At 62.7% G+C, this 13,913-nt stretch carries 10 protein-coding genes; 9 read left to right on the plus strand and 1 reads right to left on the minus strand.

The genetic code is table 11. The annotated features are described in order from the left end of the window. Nucleotides 1–136 precede the first annotated feature (136 nt). The 5 genes from KQ659_RS14480 (at nucleotide 137) to KQ659_RS14500 (ending at nucleotide 8,117) form a co-directional block, all read left to right on the plus strand. Entirely contained in the window at nucleotides 137–2,476 is a 2,340-nt protein-coding gene (locus KQ659_RS14480) for a S9 family peptidase (RefSeq protein WP_216680408.1), read from the plus strand. Between the two features lie 146 nt (nucleotides 2,477–2,622). Next, nucleotides 2,623–4,032, plus strand: coding sequence for a POT-type proton-dependent oligopeptide transporter (locus KQ659_RS14485; protein WP_226929988.1), 1,410 nt, complete (start codon nucleotides 2,623–2,625; stop codon nucleotides 4,030–4,032). A gap of 45 nt (nucleotides 4,033–4,077) precedes the next feature. Next, entirely contained in the window at nucleotides 4,078–5,574 is a 1,497-nt protein-coding gene (locus tag KQ659_RS14490; RefSeq protein WP_216688341.1) for a M28 family peptidase, read from the plus strand. Between the two features lie 56 nt (nucleotides 5,575–5,630). Then, a complete protein-coding gene (locus tag KQ659_RS14495; protein ID WP_216688340.1) occupies nucleotides 5,631–7,433 on the plus strand; it encodes a DUF885 domain-containing protein in 1,803 nt (600 codons plus the stop codon). Between the two features lie 45 nt (nucleotides 7,434–7,478). Further along, nucleotides 7,479–8,117 (plus strand): flavin reductase family protein, encoded by a 639-nt coding sequence (locus tag KQ659_RS14500; RefSeq protein ID WP_216680405.1) that lies wholly within the window; start codon nucleotides 7,479–7,481, stop codon nucleotides 8,115–8,117. 81 nt (nucleotides 8,118–8,198) lie between these two features. On the opposite strand, the gene KQ659_RS14505 is transcribed toward KQ659_RS14500, so the two are convergent. Further along, nucleotides 8,199–8,537 (minus strand): hypothetical protein, encoded by a 339-nt coding sequence (locus KQ659_RS14505; protein ID WP_216680404.1) that lies wholly within the window; start codon nucleotides 8,535–8,537, stop codon nucleotides 8,199–8,201. 127 nt (nucleotides 8,538–8,664) lie between these two features. On the opposite strand from KQ659_RS14505, the gene KQ659_RS14510 reads away from it, so the two are divergent. The 4 genes from KQ659_RS14510 to KQ659_RS14525 all read left to right on the plus strand — a co-directional run bounded on the left by KQ659_RS14510 (nucleotide 8,665) and on the right by KQ659_RS14525 (nucleotide 13,259). After that, nucleotides 8,665–9,828: an esterase/lipase family protein gene (locus KQ659_RS14510; RefSeq protein ID WP_216680403.1), complete on the plus strand. Its 1,164-nt coding sequence runs from the start codon at nucleotides 8,665–8,667 to the stop codon at nucleotides 9,826–9,828. Between the two features lie 227 nt (nucleotides 9,829–10,055). Continuing rightward, nucleotides 10,056–10,472 carry a thiol-disulfide oxidoreductase DCC family protein gene (locus KQ659_RS14515; RefSeq protein ID WP_216680402.1) on the plus strand — a complete coding sequence of 139 codons (417 nt, stop codon included), beginning with the start codon at nucleotides 10,056–10,058 and terminating at the stop codon, nucleotides 10,470–10,472. Between the two features lie 336 nt (nucleotides 10,473–10,808). Beyond that, nucleotides 10,809–10,961, plus strand: coding sequence for a hypothetical protein (locus tag KQ659_RS14520; protein ID WP_216688339.1), 153 nt, complete (start codon nucleotides 10,809–10,811; stop codon nucleotides 10,959–10,961). A 138-nt stretch (nucleotides 10,962–11,099) separates the two neighbouring features. Beyond that, nucleotides 11,100–13,259, plus strand: coding sequence for a zinc-dependent metalloprotease (locus KQ659_RS14525; RefSeq protein ID WP_216688338.1), 2,160 nt, complete (start codon nucleotides 11,100–11,102; stop codon nucleotides 13,257–13,259). Nucleotides 13,260–13,913 lie beyond the last annotated feature (654 nt).

Consider the following 13,913-nt stretch of genomic DNA (forward strand, 5'->3'; position numbering starts at 1 on the left):
TCTTTTTGCCATTTTGCTGTCCATTGTAGGGTGCGGTGCCTGCCCCCTACTTCGCAACCAAAGCAACCTACCCCGGCCAAACGCCGACCTTTCAAGCCTGATAATTTCAACTTTTAGCCTGCTCCTAATAAAGCCTATGCACAAGTATGTACCGGCCCTACTCACGGCCGCGACCTTTTTCGTTTCGGCCGTGGCGATGGCCCAGCAGCTGCCCACCCTCACGGCCGAGGACTACGCCCGCGCCGAACGTTTCCTGAGCTACAACACCCAGCCGCTGGTGGACCACAGCGCCGGCCAGCCCAACTGGCTCGCGGGCGACCGGTTCTGGTACCGGGTGCTCACGGCCCAGGGCAGCGAGTTCATTCTCGTGGACCCGGCCCGCAAAACCCGCAACGCCGCCTTCAACCAGACCAAACTGGCCGCCGCGCTGTCCACGGCCACCGGCCAAACCTACGAGGCGGCCCGGCTACCGTTTCGCACCTTTGCGTTTTCGCCCGATGAAAAGACCATTTCCTTCGCGGCCGGTGGTAAAAGCTGGAAGTATAACGTGGCGAGCGGCCAGCTGAGCCCCGAGGCCACGCCCGCCGCCAAACCAAACGCCCACGCCGAAAACGAAATTGAGTCGCCCAACGGCCAGCTGGCCGCCTACATCAAGGACTACAACCTGTGGGTGCGCGACACCAAAACCAACCAAACCACCCAGCTCACCACCGACGGCACCAAGGACTACGGCTACGCCACCGATAACGCCGGCTGGACCACCAGCGACAAGCCGGTGCTGCGCTGGTCGCCCGACTCGCGCAAAATTGCCACCTTCCGGCAGGACCAGCGGGCCGTGGGCGACATGTACCTGGTGACCACCAACGTGGGCCATCCCACCCTCAAATCCTGGAAATACCCGCTGCCGGGCGACAAAGACGTGACCACCATCGAGCGGGTCATCATTGAGGTGAACAACCCGAAAGTGGTGCGCTTGCAGATGGCCCCCGACCAACACCGGGGCTCGCTGTCCGACGATATTTCGAGCAGCGGCACTTTTGACGATGTGGACTGGAGCCCTGATGGCCGCGAACTGGCCTTCGTGTCGACTTCGCGCGACCACAAGGAGGAGAAGCTGCGCGTGGCCGATGCCGCCACCGGCGCGGTGCGCGACGTGTTTTCCGAAACCGTGGCCACGCAGTACGAATCGGGTCAGGGCGATATCAACTGGCGCTACCTGCCCAAGACGAAAGAGGTTGTCTGGTATTCGGAACGCGACAACTGGGGCCACCTTTACCTGTATGATGTCGGCAGCGGCAAGGTGAAGAACCAGATTACGAAGGGTGACTTTGTGGTAACGCAGCTGCTGCGCGTGGATGAGCAGAAGCGCCAGCTGTACTTCCTGGCCGATGGCCGCGAGCCGGGCAACCCGTATTTTACCCACCTTTACCGCGTGGGGCTCGATGGCAAAAATCTCACCCTACTCACGCCCGAAGCCGGCAACCACCAGGTGATGCTCTCGCCCTCGGGCCGCTATTTCGTGGACACCTACTCGCAACCCGACAAGCCGGGAGTGACCGTGCTGCGCGCCGCCACTGGCAAGCTGCTGGAAACGCTGGAGAAAGCCGACATTTCCCGCCTCACCGCCACCGGCTGGAAGGCTCCCACGCCCATCACGGTGAAAGCCCAGGATGGGCAGATTGACCTGTACGGCCTCATGTTCACGCCCACCAACCTGGACCCGAACAAGAAGTACCCGATTATCAACTACATCTACCCGGGGCCGCAGGGCGGCGGCGTGGGCAGCTGGTCGTTTGCCTCGGCGCGGGGCGATAACCAGGCGCTGGCCGAGCTGGGCTTCGTGGTGGTCGTGATTGAAGGCAGCTGCAACCCCTTGCGTTCCAAGAGCTATCACGATGCCTGCTACGGCAACATGGCCGAAAATACCCTCTCGGACCAGGTGACCGGCATGCGCCAGCTGGCGCAGAAGTATTCGTACATCGACCTGGAGCGGGCCGGTATCTGGGGGCATTCGGGCGGTGGCTATGCCACAGCGGCGGCCATGTTCCGCTACCCGGATTTCTTCAAAGTGGGCATCTCGGAATCGGGCAACCACGAAAACCGTAATTATGAGGACGACTGGGCCGAACGCTACATCGGCCTGCTGAAAACCAATGCCGACGGCACCACCAGCTACGACAACCAAGCCAACGCCACGTTCGCCAAGAACCTCAAAGGCAAGCTCATGCTGGCCCACGGCCTGATGGACAACAACGTGCCGCCCGCCAACACCCTGCTGGTGGTGGAGGCGCTCACCAAAGCCAACAAGAGCTACGACCTGGTGGTATTCCCCAACGCCGCCCACGGCTACGGCGCCTACTCGCCCTACATGACGCGCCGCCGCTGGGACTACTTCGTGCAGAACCTGGCCGGCCGGCAGCCGCCGCACGACTACGAGATGAAGCCCCGGCCCGACCCGCGCAACGCGGTGCAGTAGAATAACGGTTAGCAGAAGGAACGTCATGCCGAGCGGAGCCGAGGCATCTCGCGTGTAGTAGTAATCCAGTCGATTAGGTTTACTATTGCACGCGATATGCCTCGGCTCCACTCGGCATGGCGTTCCCTATTTTTTGGCCTTGCCTCATGATGCCTTCCACCGCTGCCGACGCTCCTGCATCTTCCACTACGGCCGCGCCGGTGCGCTTCCCGCGTGCCCTCCCTTTCATTATCGGCAGCGAGGTGGCCGAGCGGTTCAGCTACTATGGCATGATGACCATTCTGCCCACGTTTCTGGTGGCGCAGTTTTTCAATCCCACGCACAGCGCGGCCCTCACGGCCGGGGCCGAGGCACGGGCCAACGCGCTGGTGCACTCGTTTTCGGCCTTGGGCTACGCCCTGCCGGTGGTGGGCGCGCTGCTGGCCGACTGGGTATTGGGCAAGTACCGCGTCATTCTCTATTTGTCGATTCTGTACTGCGGCGGGCACGTGTTGCTTTCCGCATTCAACAATGATTTGAGCGGCTTCCGGCTGGGGCTGCTGGTGGTGGCCATGGGCATGGGCGGCATAAAGTCGAACGTGACGGCCAACCTCGGCGACCAGTTCACGCCGGCCAACGCGGTGCTGCTGCCCAAGGCCTACGGCTGGTTTCAGATGAGCATTGATGTGGGGGCGGCGCTGGCCACCATCCTCACGCCGCTGCTCTACCAACATTTCGGGCCGGCCGTGGCCTTCGGTGTGCCGGGCCTGCTGATGGCCACGGCGGCCCTCACCTTCTGGGCCGGGCGACGGCGCTACGTGCGCGTGCCGCCCACCGGCCTGCGCGCAGGCCTGCGCAAGGTGCTGGGCGCCGGCGAAGACCGGGCCGCCTTGCGCCGCGTGGGCGTGGTGTTTGCCTTCGTGCCGGTGCTCTGGATACTGAACGAGCAAAGCTCCTCGGAATGGGTGCTGCAGGCCACGCACCTCAACCGCGAGCTGTGGCCGGGCTTCCGGCCCCTGGCCGAGCAGCTGCAGCTATCGGGCATCATCTTTGGCATCGGGCTGAACCCGCTGTTCACGTACAAGCTGTATCCGGCCCTGGCCCGGCGTGGGCTGCAGCCTACGCCACTGCGCCGCATGGGCGCGGGCATGGTCATTGCCACGCTGGGCGTGCTCATTGTGGGCGCTATTCAAACGCGGGTAGATGCCGGCAGCCATCCCTCGGCCTGGTGGCAGATTCTGGCCTACTGCGTGCTGGTGGGTGGCGTTATTATGGTAGCCATCACGGGGCTCGAATATGCCTACACCCACGCCACGCGCTCGCTGAAAAGCCTCACCACGTCGCTGTGGGTGCTCACCATTGCGGCGGCCAACTTCGGGCTGAGCCTAGTGAATGGCAGCATTGCGCGCGGCGGCTGGCTGGCCGGACTGCACGGGGCCAACTTTTACTGGTTCACGGCCGGGCTGATGGCCGTGAACGTGACCCTGTTTGTGCTGGTGGCTTCGCGGCTGCCCGAAAAAACATACGTCGGGGCCGAGCCGTTGGAGTCCCGAGCGGCCCAGAACCCTTCTGCATGACGTTCTTTAAATGTTCAATTAATTTTTTCTCTCAATCCGTCCCTTATGCTCCCACAACTTCGCTCCCTGCCGCGCCTGCTGCTGGCCGGCTTAGCCCTGGCCGCCCCCGTGGCTGCTTCAGCCCAAAAGAAGCCCGTTGCCAAGTCCACCAACGCCGAAAGCGCCATTCACGAAGCCGACATCAAGCGCGACCTGTTTGCGCTGGCCGGCGACCATTTCCGGGGCCGCGAGGGCGGCACTCTGGATGAGCTGAAAGCCAGCGTGTGGCTCGCCGACCGCATCCGCGAAACGGGCATGCTGCCCGCTGGCGACGACGGCACCTACTTCCAGTGGTTCAACCTGCAGCGCACGCGCCTGGGCAAAAACAGCACCCTGCGCATTGGCAACCACGAGATTAAGCTGAACGAAGACGGCGTAGTAACCGCCCCCACCAACGCCAGCATTACGGCCCCGCTGGTATTTGTAGGCAGCGGCTCGGCGGCCGAGCTGGCCAAAGTCGATATCAAAGGCAAGGCTGTGGCCGTGCAGATTTCCGGAGCGCCGACGGATGGCATCAGCTACCGGCGCTACGTATTTGGCAAATTTGCCGGACAAACGGCCGAGCTCGTGAAGGCCGGTGCGGTGGCCGTAGTATTTGTCTCGGATGCGCCATCGCAGGCCATCTACGACCATTGGAGTCATATTTACGAGCGCGGGCGCTACAGCCTGCCCGGCGCGGCCAGCACCAAAGTGGTGAACACCCCGCCCGTGATATGGCTGCCCGCCAGCGCCGCCAGCTGGGTGCAGCAGGCGGGCCAGCAGTTTACGACCGAGCTGAAGGTGGAAAGCTTCCAGTACCCGTCCGTGAATATTGTGGCCAAAATGCCCGGCACTGACGCGCAATTGAAAAAGGAGTACGTTCTCTTCAGCACCCACCAGGACCACGATGGCGTGCGTGCGCCCATCGCCGGCGACTCGATTTATAACGGAGCCGACGACAACGCCACCGGCTGCGCGGCCCTGCTGGCCATCATGCGGGCCTTTAAGCAGCAGCCGGGCCGGCGCTCGGCCCTGTTCGTGTACCAAGGCTCGGAGGAGCGCGGGCTAATTGGCTCAACCTACTTCTCGGCCCACCCCACGGTGCCCCAATCCAGCATCGTGGCCGTGCTCAACGCCGAAATGATGGGCCGCAACGTGGCCGACAGCGCTGCCCTACTGGGCTCGACGCCGCCCCACATGAACTCGTCGGACCTCGTAAAAACCGCGCTGTCTGCCAACCAGGCCGGCCCCAAATTCAAGCTCGATACCGAGTGGGACAAGCCTACGCACCCCGAGGGCTGGTATTTCCGCTCCGACCACTTGCCCTACGCCCGCCTGGGCATCCCGTCCATCATGTACACCTCGCTGCTGCATGTTGATTACCACACGCCGCGCGACGAGCCCAGCCGCATCGACTACGCCAAGCTCACGCGCATGACGCAGTGGATGTACCTCACCGGCTGGGCCGTGGCCAACCGCACCGCGCCGCCGGCGCGGGAGCCCGGCTTCAAGCTGGAACGGTAACGGGGTGAGCCCCGAAGTCCGCCTTCCGCTCTTTTTTCGTCTTTCTCTTCGTTGCCATGAAACAGTTTCTTTTTGTCGCCGTGCTACTGGCCGGCGGTGCGGCGGCGGCCCAGCCTGCCAGGCGGCCCGCTCCGGCTTCCCGGCCTGCCGCACCGCCCTCGGCCCCGCTGGCGGCAGTGTTCGAAAGATATTCCGACCGCACTAACCAGCTGTTTCCGTTGGCGGCCACGGCCCAGGGCGACCACCGCTTCGACGACCAGCTGCCCAACGACCAGACCCAGGCCCGACGCGACACGCTGAAGCGCTTCTACACGCGCTACCTCGGGGCATTGCGCACGTTCGACCGGGCCCGGCTCAGCGCCAACGACCAAGTGAGCTACGATATCCTGGCCTACGAGCTGGAGCAGCGGCTGGCCGGCTACCAGTTCAACAACTGGATGATACCCTTCAACCAGTTTTATGCCCTGCCCAGCAGCCTGGCCCAGCTGGGGGCGGGCACCGGCGCCCAACCCTTTGCCACCGTGGCCGACTACGACCACTGGCTGGGCCGCCTGCGCGGCTTCCCGGTCTGGGCCGATTCGGCCATCGGCAACTTCCGGCGCGGCATGAAGGCGGGCGTGGTGCTGCCCAAGGCCCTGGTGCCCAAAATGGTGAGCCAGCTGCGCGCCCTGGCCGTGGCCGACCCCGCCAAAAGCTTGTTCTACGGCCCCGTAAAGGCTTTCCCGGCCAGCTTCGCGGCGACCGACAAGGCCCGGCTGACGCCTTTGTTTGAGGAGGCCATTCGGCGCGACGTAGCGGCTCCGTACCAAAGGCTGGCCGACTTTCTGGAAACCGAATACCTGCCTCAGGCCCGGGCTTCGTCGGGTGTGGGTGCGCTGCCGCAGGGTGCCGCCCGCTACGCCTACGCCGCACAGGTAGGCACCACCACCACCCGCACCCCGGAGCAAATTTACCAGACCGGCCTGGCCGAAGTAGACCGCATCCACGCCGAGATGGAGCGGGTGAAAGCCGAAACCGGCTTCAAAGGCGACCTGAAGGCCTACTTCGCCTTCGTGAACACCGACCCGCGATTCCGGCCCTTCAAAACCGAAAAAGAGGTACTCGATGCCTTTCGGGCCATTCAGGCGCGCATCGAGCCGGGCCTGCCCCGGCTGTTTGGCCGCACGCCCAAAACCGGGTTTGAGGTGCGCGCCACTGAGGCCTTCCGGGCGGCTTCGGCTTCGGCCGAGTACAACCGCGGCACCCCGGACGGCACCCGGCCGGGCATTTTCTACGTGCCCATCCTCGACCCGCTCACCTTCAACACGGCCGGCAACCCGGCCATGGAAACGCTGTTTCTGCACGAGGCCATTCCGGGCCATCACTACCAGGTATCGTTACAGCAGGAAAACACCACTCTGCCTAAGTTCCGCCGCTTCGGCGGCTACTCGGCCTTCAACGAGGGCTGGGGCCTGTATGCCGAGAGCCTGGGGCCGGAACTAGGCGTATTCAAAGACCCCTACCAGCACATGGGCCACCTGGGAGCCGAAATCCACCGGGCCCTGCGCCTGGTGGTGGACGTGGGCCTGCACACCGGCAAGCTCACCCGCGAGCAGGCCATTGCCTACATGCAGGCCAACGAGGCCATCAGCGAGCAGGGTGCCACAGCCGAGGTGGAGCGCTACATGGCCGTGCCAGGGCAGGCCCTGAGCTACAAAACGGGCCAACTCAAAATCAGTGAGCTGCGCGACCGGTACCGCAAGCAGCTGGGGCCGAAGTTCGATCTGCGCGCCTTCCACAACGAGCTGCTCGACGGCGGCTCGATGCCGCTGACGGTGCTGGAAAAGAAGATGAACGCCTGGGCCGCCCGACAGCAGTAAGACGTTCCTCCTTCTTCATTTCTCATTCAGTCAAGCCAAGCGTCCATGCGCCACCTCACCGCCGCCGACATCGCCGGCTTCGAAAAAGTATACCGCCTCAACCTCGTCAACGGCCTACCAGGCTTCAAGTCGGCCAACCTGGTGGGTACCGCTGCGCCCGATGGCATGACCAACCTGGCCGTGTTCAGCTCGGCCCTGCACCTGGGTTCCGACCCGGCCTTGCTGGGCATTATCACGCGCCCCACCACCGTGCCGCGCCATACCTACGCCAACCTCAAAGCCAGCGGATGCTACACCCTCAACCACGTACCCGAGGCCCTGGCCGCCCAGGCCCACTACACCTCGGCCAACTTCCCGGATACGGTTTCGGAGTTTGATGCCTGCGGCTTCACAGCCGAATACCGCGACGGCTTCCCCGCGCCCTACGTGGCCGAAAGCGCCGTTAGCATCGGCCTGCGGCTGCTGGAGGAGCACCACATCAGCAACGGCACCGTGCTGCTGGTGGGCACCGTGGAGCACGTTTATCTGCGCGACGAGCTACTGCGCCCCGATGGCACGCTGGACCTGGCCGCCGTCGGCACGGCCGCCATTTCGGGCCTCGATGGCTACCACGCCGTGCTGCCGCCCGTGCGCTTCGGCTACGCCCGCGTGGGGCAGCTGCCAGTGGCCGAGCGCCCGGCTTAGCTCAACCCGCAATTTCAACGCAAAAAGCCCGCTACCATTACGGCAGCGGGCTTTTTTTGTATTTTGGGCGATTGCCGAAAACTAGTTTTTCGGCTGGGTCTGGTCTACCGAACCCATCTGACCGCTGGCATTTTGGGGCGAGGTAGCGCTGGTACCAGCCGGAGCCGAGTCCAGCTTCTCCTTCACGGAGCCTTTTTTAATGGCTACGGCCGAACCGGTGCCCGTGGCGGGCTCTACGCGCTGCTGGTTATTGATGCTGTCACGGTCCACATCCGATTTGTGCCAGCCGGGGGCGTTGGTGAAACCGTGTTTGAATTGCGGGTTTTTGCCGGGGCTCCAGTGGTATTCGCAGGACGAGAGCGAGGCCGCCAAAGCGGTGCCCAGCAACAGGGCCAGGGCGGGACGGTGAGAAAGCTTCATGAAATGTAGTGCTTGGAATTAAGTAGTGCAAAGTACGTTGATTTCGGGCGGAAGGCCAACGCAATACCGGCGGCGGCGCTACTTTCGGGTTATACTTCTTCTTACCGCCGCGTGTTCCCGCCAGCCCATGTCTGATTCTGACCCCAAGCCGCCCTCCCGCTTCCGCCGTGCCCTGGGGGCCGTGGGGCGGGCTGCAATGCTGCCCGTGCGCGGGGCCAGCTACGTGGTGCGCGTGGGCCAGGCGCACCAGCATTTTTTTCTACCCGTGCTCAATGGGGCCCTCGGCGACCAGCTGGCTACCCGCTTCGACCCGCGCGCCATCCAGATGAGCTTCCGGCGGGGCGGGCAGGACGTGGCCGTGGCCGACCTGCACCTCATCGAGCCACACCAGAAAACGGTGGTTTATATCCACGGTCTGATGGGCGATGAGCTCATCTGGCAAACCAGTTTTCAGGACCCGGCCGGCAGCCGCCGCTACGGCCCGCGCCTGGCCGAAGAAACCCACAGCCGCGGCCTCTACCTACGCTTCAATTCCGGCCTGCACCTCTCCGAAAACGGCCGCGAGCTCAACCGCCTCCTCACCGAGCTGGTGAATACCTGGCCCGATGCCATCGGCGAGCTCGTGCTGGTGGGCCACAGCATGGGCGGGCTGATTATCCGCTCGGCAGGCTACTATGGAAGTGAGTTAAAAGTTAAAAGTGAAGAGTTAAGAGTTGTTAGTGATGAGTCGGCCACAACTTCCGACCAAAATCAACTCTTAACCCTTAACTCTCAACTCTCAACTAATAACTCCCCCTGGCTGGCGCATCTGCGCTCCATTTTCCTCATCGGCACGCCCAACGATGGCTCGTGGCTGGAGCAGAACTCGCACTTCACGGCGCGGCTGCTGGAACGCATCAACCTGTTTCCCACCCGCTTTCTCAGCAAGGCCCTCAACCAGCGCAGCAACGGCATCAAGGACCTGCGCTACTCCATTCTGGTGGATGAGGACTGGCAGAATGCCCACGCCAACGACCTCACGCCGCCGCGCACGCCCGTGCCGCCGCTGCCCGGCGTGAAATATCATATTCTGATGGGTTCCTGGCTACGGGCCACCCGACCCTCGGCCCTGCGCGAGTATTTCGGCGATGGGCTGGTGGGCCACGGCAGCGCCCGGGGCCACGCCACCTTCGGCGATGAAGCGGCCCTGCCCGCCGGGGCCAGCGTCCGCACGGCCGTATTCAACCAGCAGCACCACGGCGGCCTGCTCACGCATCCGGAGGTGTTTCAGTACCTCAAGCAGTGGGCCTGAGGCGGCACTTAAACCGGGAAACGGGAAACGAAAGAACGCCATGCTGAGCGCAGCCGGATGCGCCAGTTAGTTGCTGATTGGATGCTTTTGAGCCGTTTTTTAGAACGAGCAACCAGGAACTCATTAAAACTCCCGGCACAAGCATTACCGGCGCAACAGCAATTATCAACATTGGCCCGGCCGGCCCGTTTAACATAGCAGTCACCACCGCCCCTTTCGCCGAATCCATGCCCAATTCTGTTCCTGATACCATCCTGTTCGACGGCGTGTGCAACCTCTGCAACGGCTTTGTGCAGTTCGTTATCCGCCGCGACCCGGCGGGCCACTTCCGCTTCGCGGCCCTGCAAAGCGACGCCGGCCGGGCCCTGCTGATGGCCCACGGCCTCACGCCGGCCGCCGTCGCGGCCGCCCCCGAATCGGTGCTGCTGCTGAGCGGCGGGCAGTTGTACTCGCATTCGGACGCCGTGCTGCGCATTGCCGAGGGCCTGGGCGGCGTATGGCGGGTAGCGGGCCTGGGCCGGGTGCTGCCCGCTGCCTGGCGCGATGCCGCCTACCGCTTCGTGGCCCGCCACCGCTACCGCTGGTTTGGCCGACAGGAAAGCTGCATGCTGCCCACGCCGGCCCTGAAAACGCGGTTTTTATGAGGCGCACCCAGCCAATAGGCCCGCAACCCTAATGCGGCCATTGGCCTGGTAGGACGGCCCTGAACGAGGAAGCATTTTGACTTTTTTAAATAAATAAATATTTTATATAATACATATTTATTCGCAACTGGGCGCCTTGATAGTGAGCCGGCCAATAACTTGCCTTGTGCGTGGCAGCGAGCAAAAAGGTGCCGTATATGCGATGTAAATACAGCTTCATTTCACTTCCTGACTTGTATTTTACTCCATATTATTCCTCATTTGGCAGGACTCACCCGCAATAGTGGTTTTGTACTGTACAGCTATCGTATAATACCCGGCCTGCGCTTGATTAATATGGATTTTCGATACGGCAAGATTTCTTTTGCGCTGATTTCTGCGCTATTGCTATGCCCCCGGGTGGGCAGCGCTCAAACCCCGGCCCCACTGTGGCAGCCAGCCCCGGCCGCCCGCAATGGCGACATGGCCCCGAAAACCTCCGGCAGCTGATTTATCCTCGATGCCACGCAGCTGGACGCCCGCCTGGCCAGTGCGCCTTCCGAAACCAGCCCCGCCGCCGCCGTCACCCTGGAACTGCCCTACCCCGACGGCACGCTGCACCGCTTCGCCCTCACCAAAGCGCCGGTGATGGCCCCCGCGCTGGCGGCCCGTTATCCGCAGCTGGCCACCTACGCCGGGCACGGGCTCGACGAGCCCACCGCCTCAGTGCGCCTCGAAACCTCACCCGCCGGAATACACGCCCAGGTGCTTAATCTCACCAGCACCCTCGTTATCGAAGCCGACCCCGGTACCGCCAACCGCTACCAGAGCCACTCCGACGCGCTGCCGGAGTTTGCCTGCGGGGCCTTGCCGGTGCCCGGCCGGGTGCAACGGCCCGCCGGGGGCACCGCGCCCACCCCACCCGCGCCATATGGCAGCCAATTGCGCGTGCTGCGGCTGGCCATGGCCGCCACCGGCGAGTACACCCAGCAGCTGGGTGGCAACACCATGGCCAATGCCCTAGCCAGCATGGTAACACTGGTGAATTCCCTGAACGCGGTGTATGAGCGCGACCTGGCCGTGCGCCTGCAGCTGGTAGGCAACAACGACCAGCTCATTTTCACCGATGCCACCACCGACCCTTATACCAACAACAACCTCGCAAGCTTGCTGACTGAGAACCAAAGTAAGATAGACCAAGTCATTGGCTCCGGCAACTACGAACTGGGCCATGTGCTGGGCTACCGCAGCGGCGGCTACTCGGGCGTGGCTTACGTAGATGTGACTTGCTACGACCCGTACAAAGCCAGCGGCGCTTCCACCGGGAGCTCAGCGGCCCTGATGGCCACCGTGGTAATCCACGAAATAGGCCACCAGCTCGGCTCCGAGCATACATTTAATGGCGACCAGGGCAATTGCGGCGGCGGTAACCGCAGCCTCACGCTGGCCTTCGAGCCGGGTGCGGGCAACACCATCATGTCGTACGACTCGCGCTGCGCCCCCGACAACGTGGGCGCGGGCATCGACTATTTTCACGCCGGCAGCCTGAGTACCATCGTGCCCAGCCTAAACTGCGGCAGCTTCACGACCACCGGCAACCAGCCGCCCAGCCTGAGCGTGCCGGCCAGCAACACCTACACCATTCCGCAGGGCACCCCCTTCACCCTCGCCGGCAACGGCACCGACCCCAACGGCGACGTCCTCACCTATTCCTGGGAAGAGCTGGACATAGGCAATGCCAGCGGCCTGGCCGGTGCGGCCACCGATGCTTCGGGTCCGCCGCTGTTTCGCAGCTTTGCGCCCGAGACCAGCCCGGCCCGCACGTTTCCCAACCTGACATCGCTGCTGGCCAACACGGCCTCGCTGGGCGAAATACTGCCCCAGGTGGCTCGCACCCTCAATTTCCGCCTCACGGCGCGCGACAACCACAGCGGCGTGACGGGGGCCAACGTGACCATGGCCGTGGCCTCGGCCGGACCCTTTGCCGTGACGGCCCCCGGCGCGGCTCTCACGGCGGCTGCCGGCAGCACCTACACCCTCACATGGAGCGTGTTGGGCACCGACCAGGCCCCAGTGAGCTGCCCCAATGTGCAGGCACTTTTCTCGACTGATGGGGGCCTGACCTTCCCCACCGTGCTGCTGGCCAGCACGCCCAACGATGGCATCCAATCGGTGCAGCTCCCCAATGTGAATACGACCCAGGGTCGCATCAAAATTCAGGCGCTGAACAACGTGTTTTTTGCCATCAATAATGCCAACATTACCCTGGCAGGCCCCTTGTCCGTGGAGCTGACTGCCTTCACGGCCGAAGCCCACGGCCCCACGGCGTACCTGAGCTGGCACACGGCTTCGGAGAAAAACAACGCTGGCTTTGCCATCGAGACTTCTGCCGATGGCACGATTTTCCGCCGCCTGGGCTGGGTACCCGGCCCGGGCAGCAGCAGCACGCCCCGCAGCTATCAGTTCGACGATGTGGCCCTGGCCACCTACCCCGGCCCCACGGTGTACTACCGCTTGCGCCAGGTGGACAACAACGGCCCCGAAAGCCTGTCGCCGGTACGCGCCGTGCACGTGCCCGCCAGCGCGGTGGCCCGGCTGCAGATGTGGCCCAATCCGGCCGCTGGCACGGTTACGGTGACGGGCCTTGTAGCCGGCCAGCTGGTGCTGGTGCTGGATTTGTCCGGCCGGGTGCGCCTATCAGCTATGCAAGCCGACAGCAGTACGCTTCGGCTGGAGCTGGCGGCCCTTGCGCCGGGCCTATACGTGGTGCGCGGCAACGGCACCACCGTGCGCCTGGTGGTTAACTAATTGGTTATCAATCAACAATTAGCTGAAATATAGTGGTGCGACGACCAAAAAGTCGTCGCACCACTAAACCCTTCCGTCACCGTGGTCTAATCCAGCGTGGTACGACAACTAAAAAGTTGTCGTACCACGCTGGATTAGACCACGGTGACGGAAGGGAAGGCATGGCCTGCTTTTTTCTATGCTACCGACGCGGCCAGTCAGCTACCTGAGTCGCTTATCAGAATCGGGTTTGAAGTCGCTCTCGCCAGCTTGCGCAAACTCTCTGATAGTAAGGAATGCAAAAACAATAAACGCGGGAACCACCAAAAGAGTAAACAGTAAAATATCGGCGTTGTCCATGTTATTGTTGTTTTTTCAAGTTGAAGTATACCAGAAACAGCAACATGGTTGGGGGCCACAACCCAATAAATAGCGCCCGGTCATGGTCCTTCAAAACCAGGTAGTAGTACTCCGACACGAATATCAAAAACACGACTAGAAACAGAATAAGCAATTCTGATAGTTTGAATTTTCTTAGCATTCCCTTCTGAAAAATGATGATTTATTGCCAGTTTCTTGCCAGTTACGTCATTGCAAATAGCACACCTATCTCAAGCCACGCTCGCCTGGGATTGTTTCTGAAAACCCGTAAGTATCTATAAATTAGTTTCAGCA

This window comes from Hymenobacter siberiensis (assembly GCF_018967865.2).
GTDB classification, from domain to species: domain Bacteria; phylum Bacteroidota; class Bacteroidia; order Cytophagales; family Hymenobacteraceae; genus Hymenobacter; species Hymenobacter siberiensis.

Excerpts from the sequence above, each read along its gene's own strand:
- KQ659_RS14525 (WP_216688338.1), top strand. The coding sequence starts at position 11,100 with ATGGCCCCCGCGCTGGCGGCCCGTTATCCGCAGCTGGCCACCTACGCC.
- KQ659_RS14495 (WP_216688340.1), top strand. The coding sequence starts at position 5,631 with ATGAAACAGTTTCTTTTTGTCGCCGTGCTACTGGCCGGCGGTGCGGCG.
- KQ659_RS14520 (WP_216688339.1), top strand. The coding sequence starts at position 10,809 with ATGGATTTTCGATACGGCAAGATTTCTTTTGCGCTGATTTCTGCGCTA.
- KQ659_RS14480 (WP_216680408.1), top strand. The coding sequence starts at position 137 with ATGCACAAGTATGTACCGGCCCTACTCACGGCCGCGACCTTTTTCGTT.
- KQ659_RS14505 (WP_216680404.1), bottom strand. The coding sequence starts at position 8,537 with ATGAAGCTTTCTCACCGTCCCGCCCTGGCCCTGTTGCTGGGCACCGCT.
- KQ659_RS14490 (WP_216688341.1), top strand. The coding sequence starts at position 4,078 with ATGCTCCCACAACTTCGCTCCCTGCCGCGCCTGCTGCTGGCCGGCTTA.
- KQ659_RS14510 (WP_216680403.1), top strand. The coding sequence starts at position 8,665 with ATGTCTGATTCTGACCCCAAGCCGCCCTCCCGCTTCCGCCGTGCCCTG.
- KQ659_RS14500 (WP_216680405.1), top strand. The coding sequence starts at position 7,479 with ATGCGCCACCTCACCGCCGCCGACATCGCCGGCTTCGAAAAAGTATAC.
- KQ659_RS14515 (WP_216680402.1), top strand. The coding sequence starts at position 10,056 with ATGCCCAATTCTGTTCCTGATACCATCCTGTTCGACGGCGTGTGCAAC.
- KQ659_RS14485 (WP_226929988.1), top strand. The coding sequence starts at position 2,623 with ATGATGCCTTCCACCGCTGCCGACGCTCCTGCATCTTCCACTACGGCC.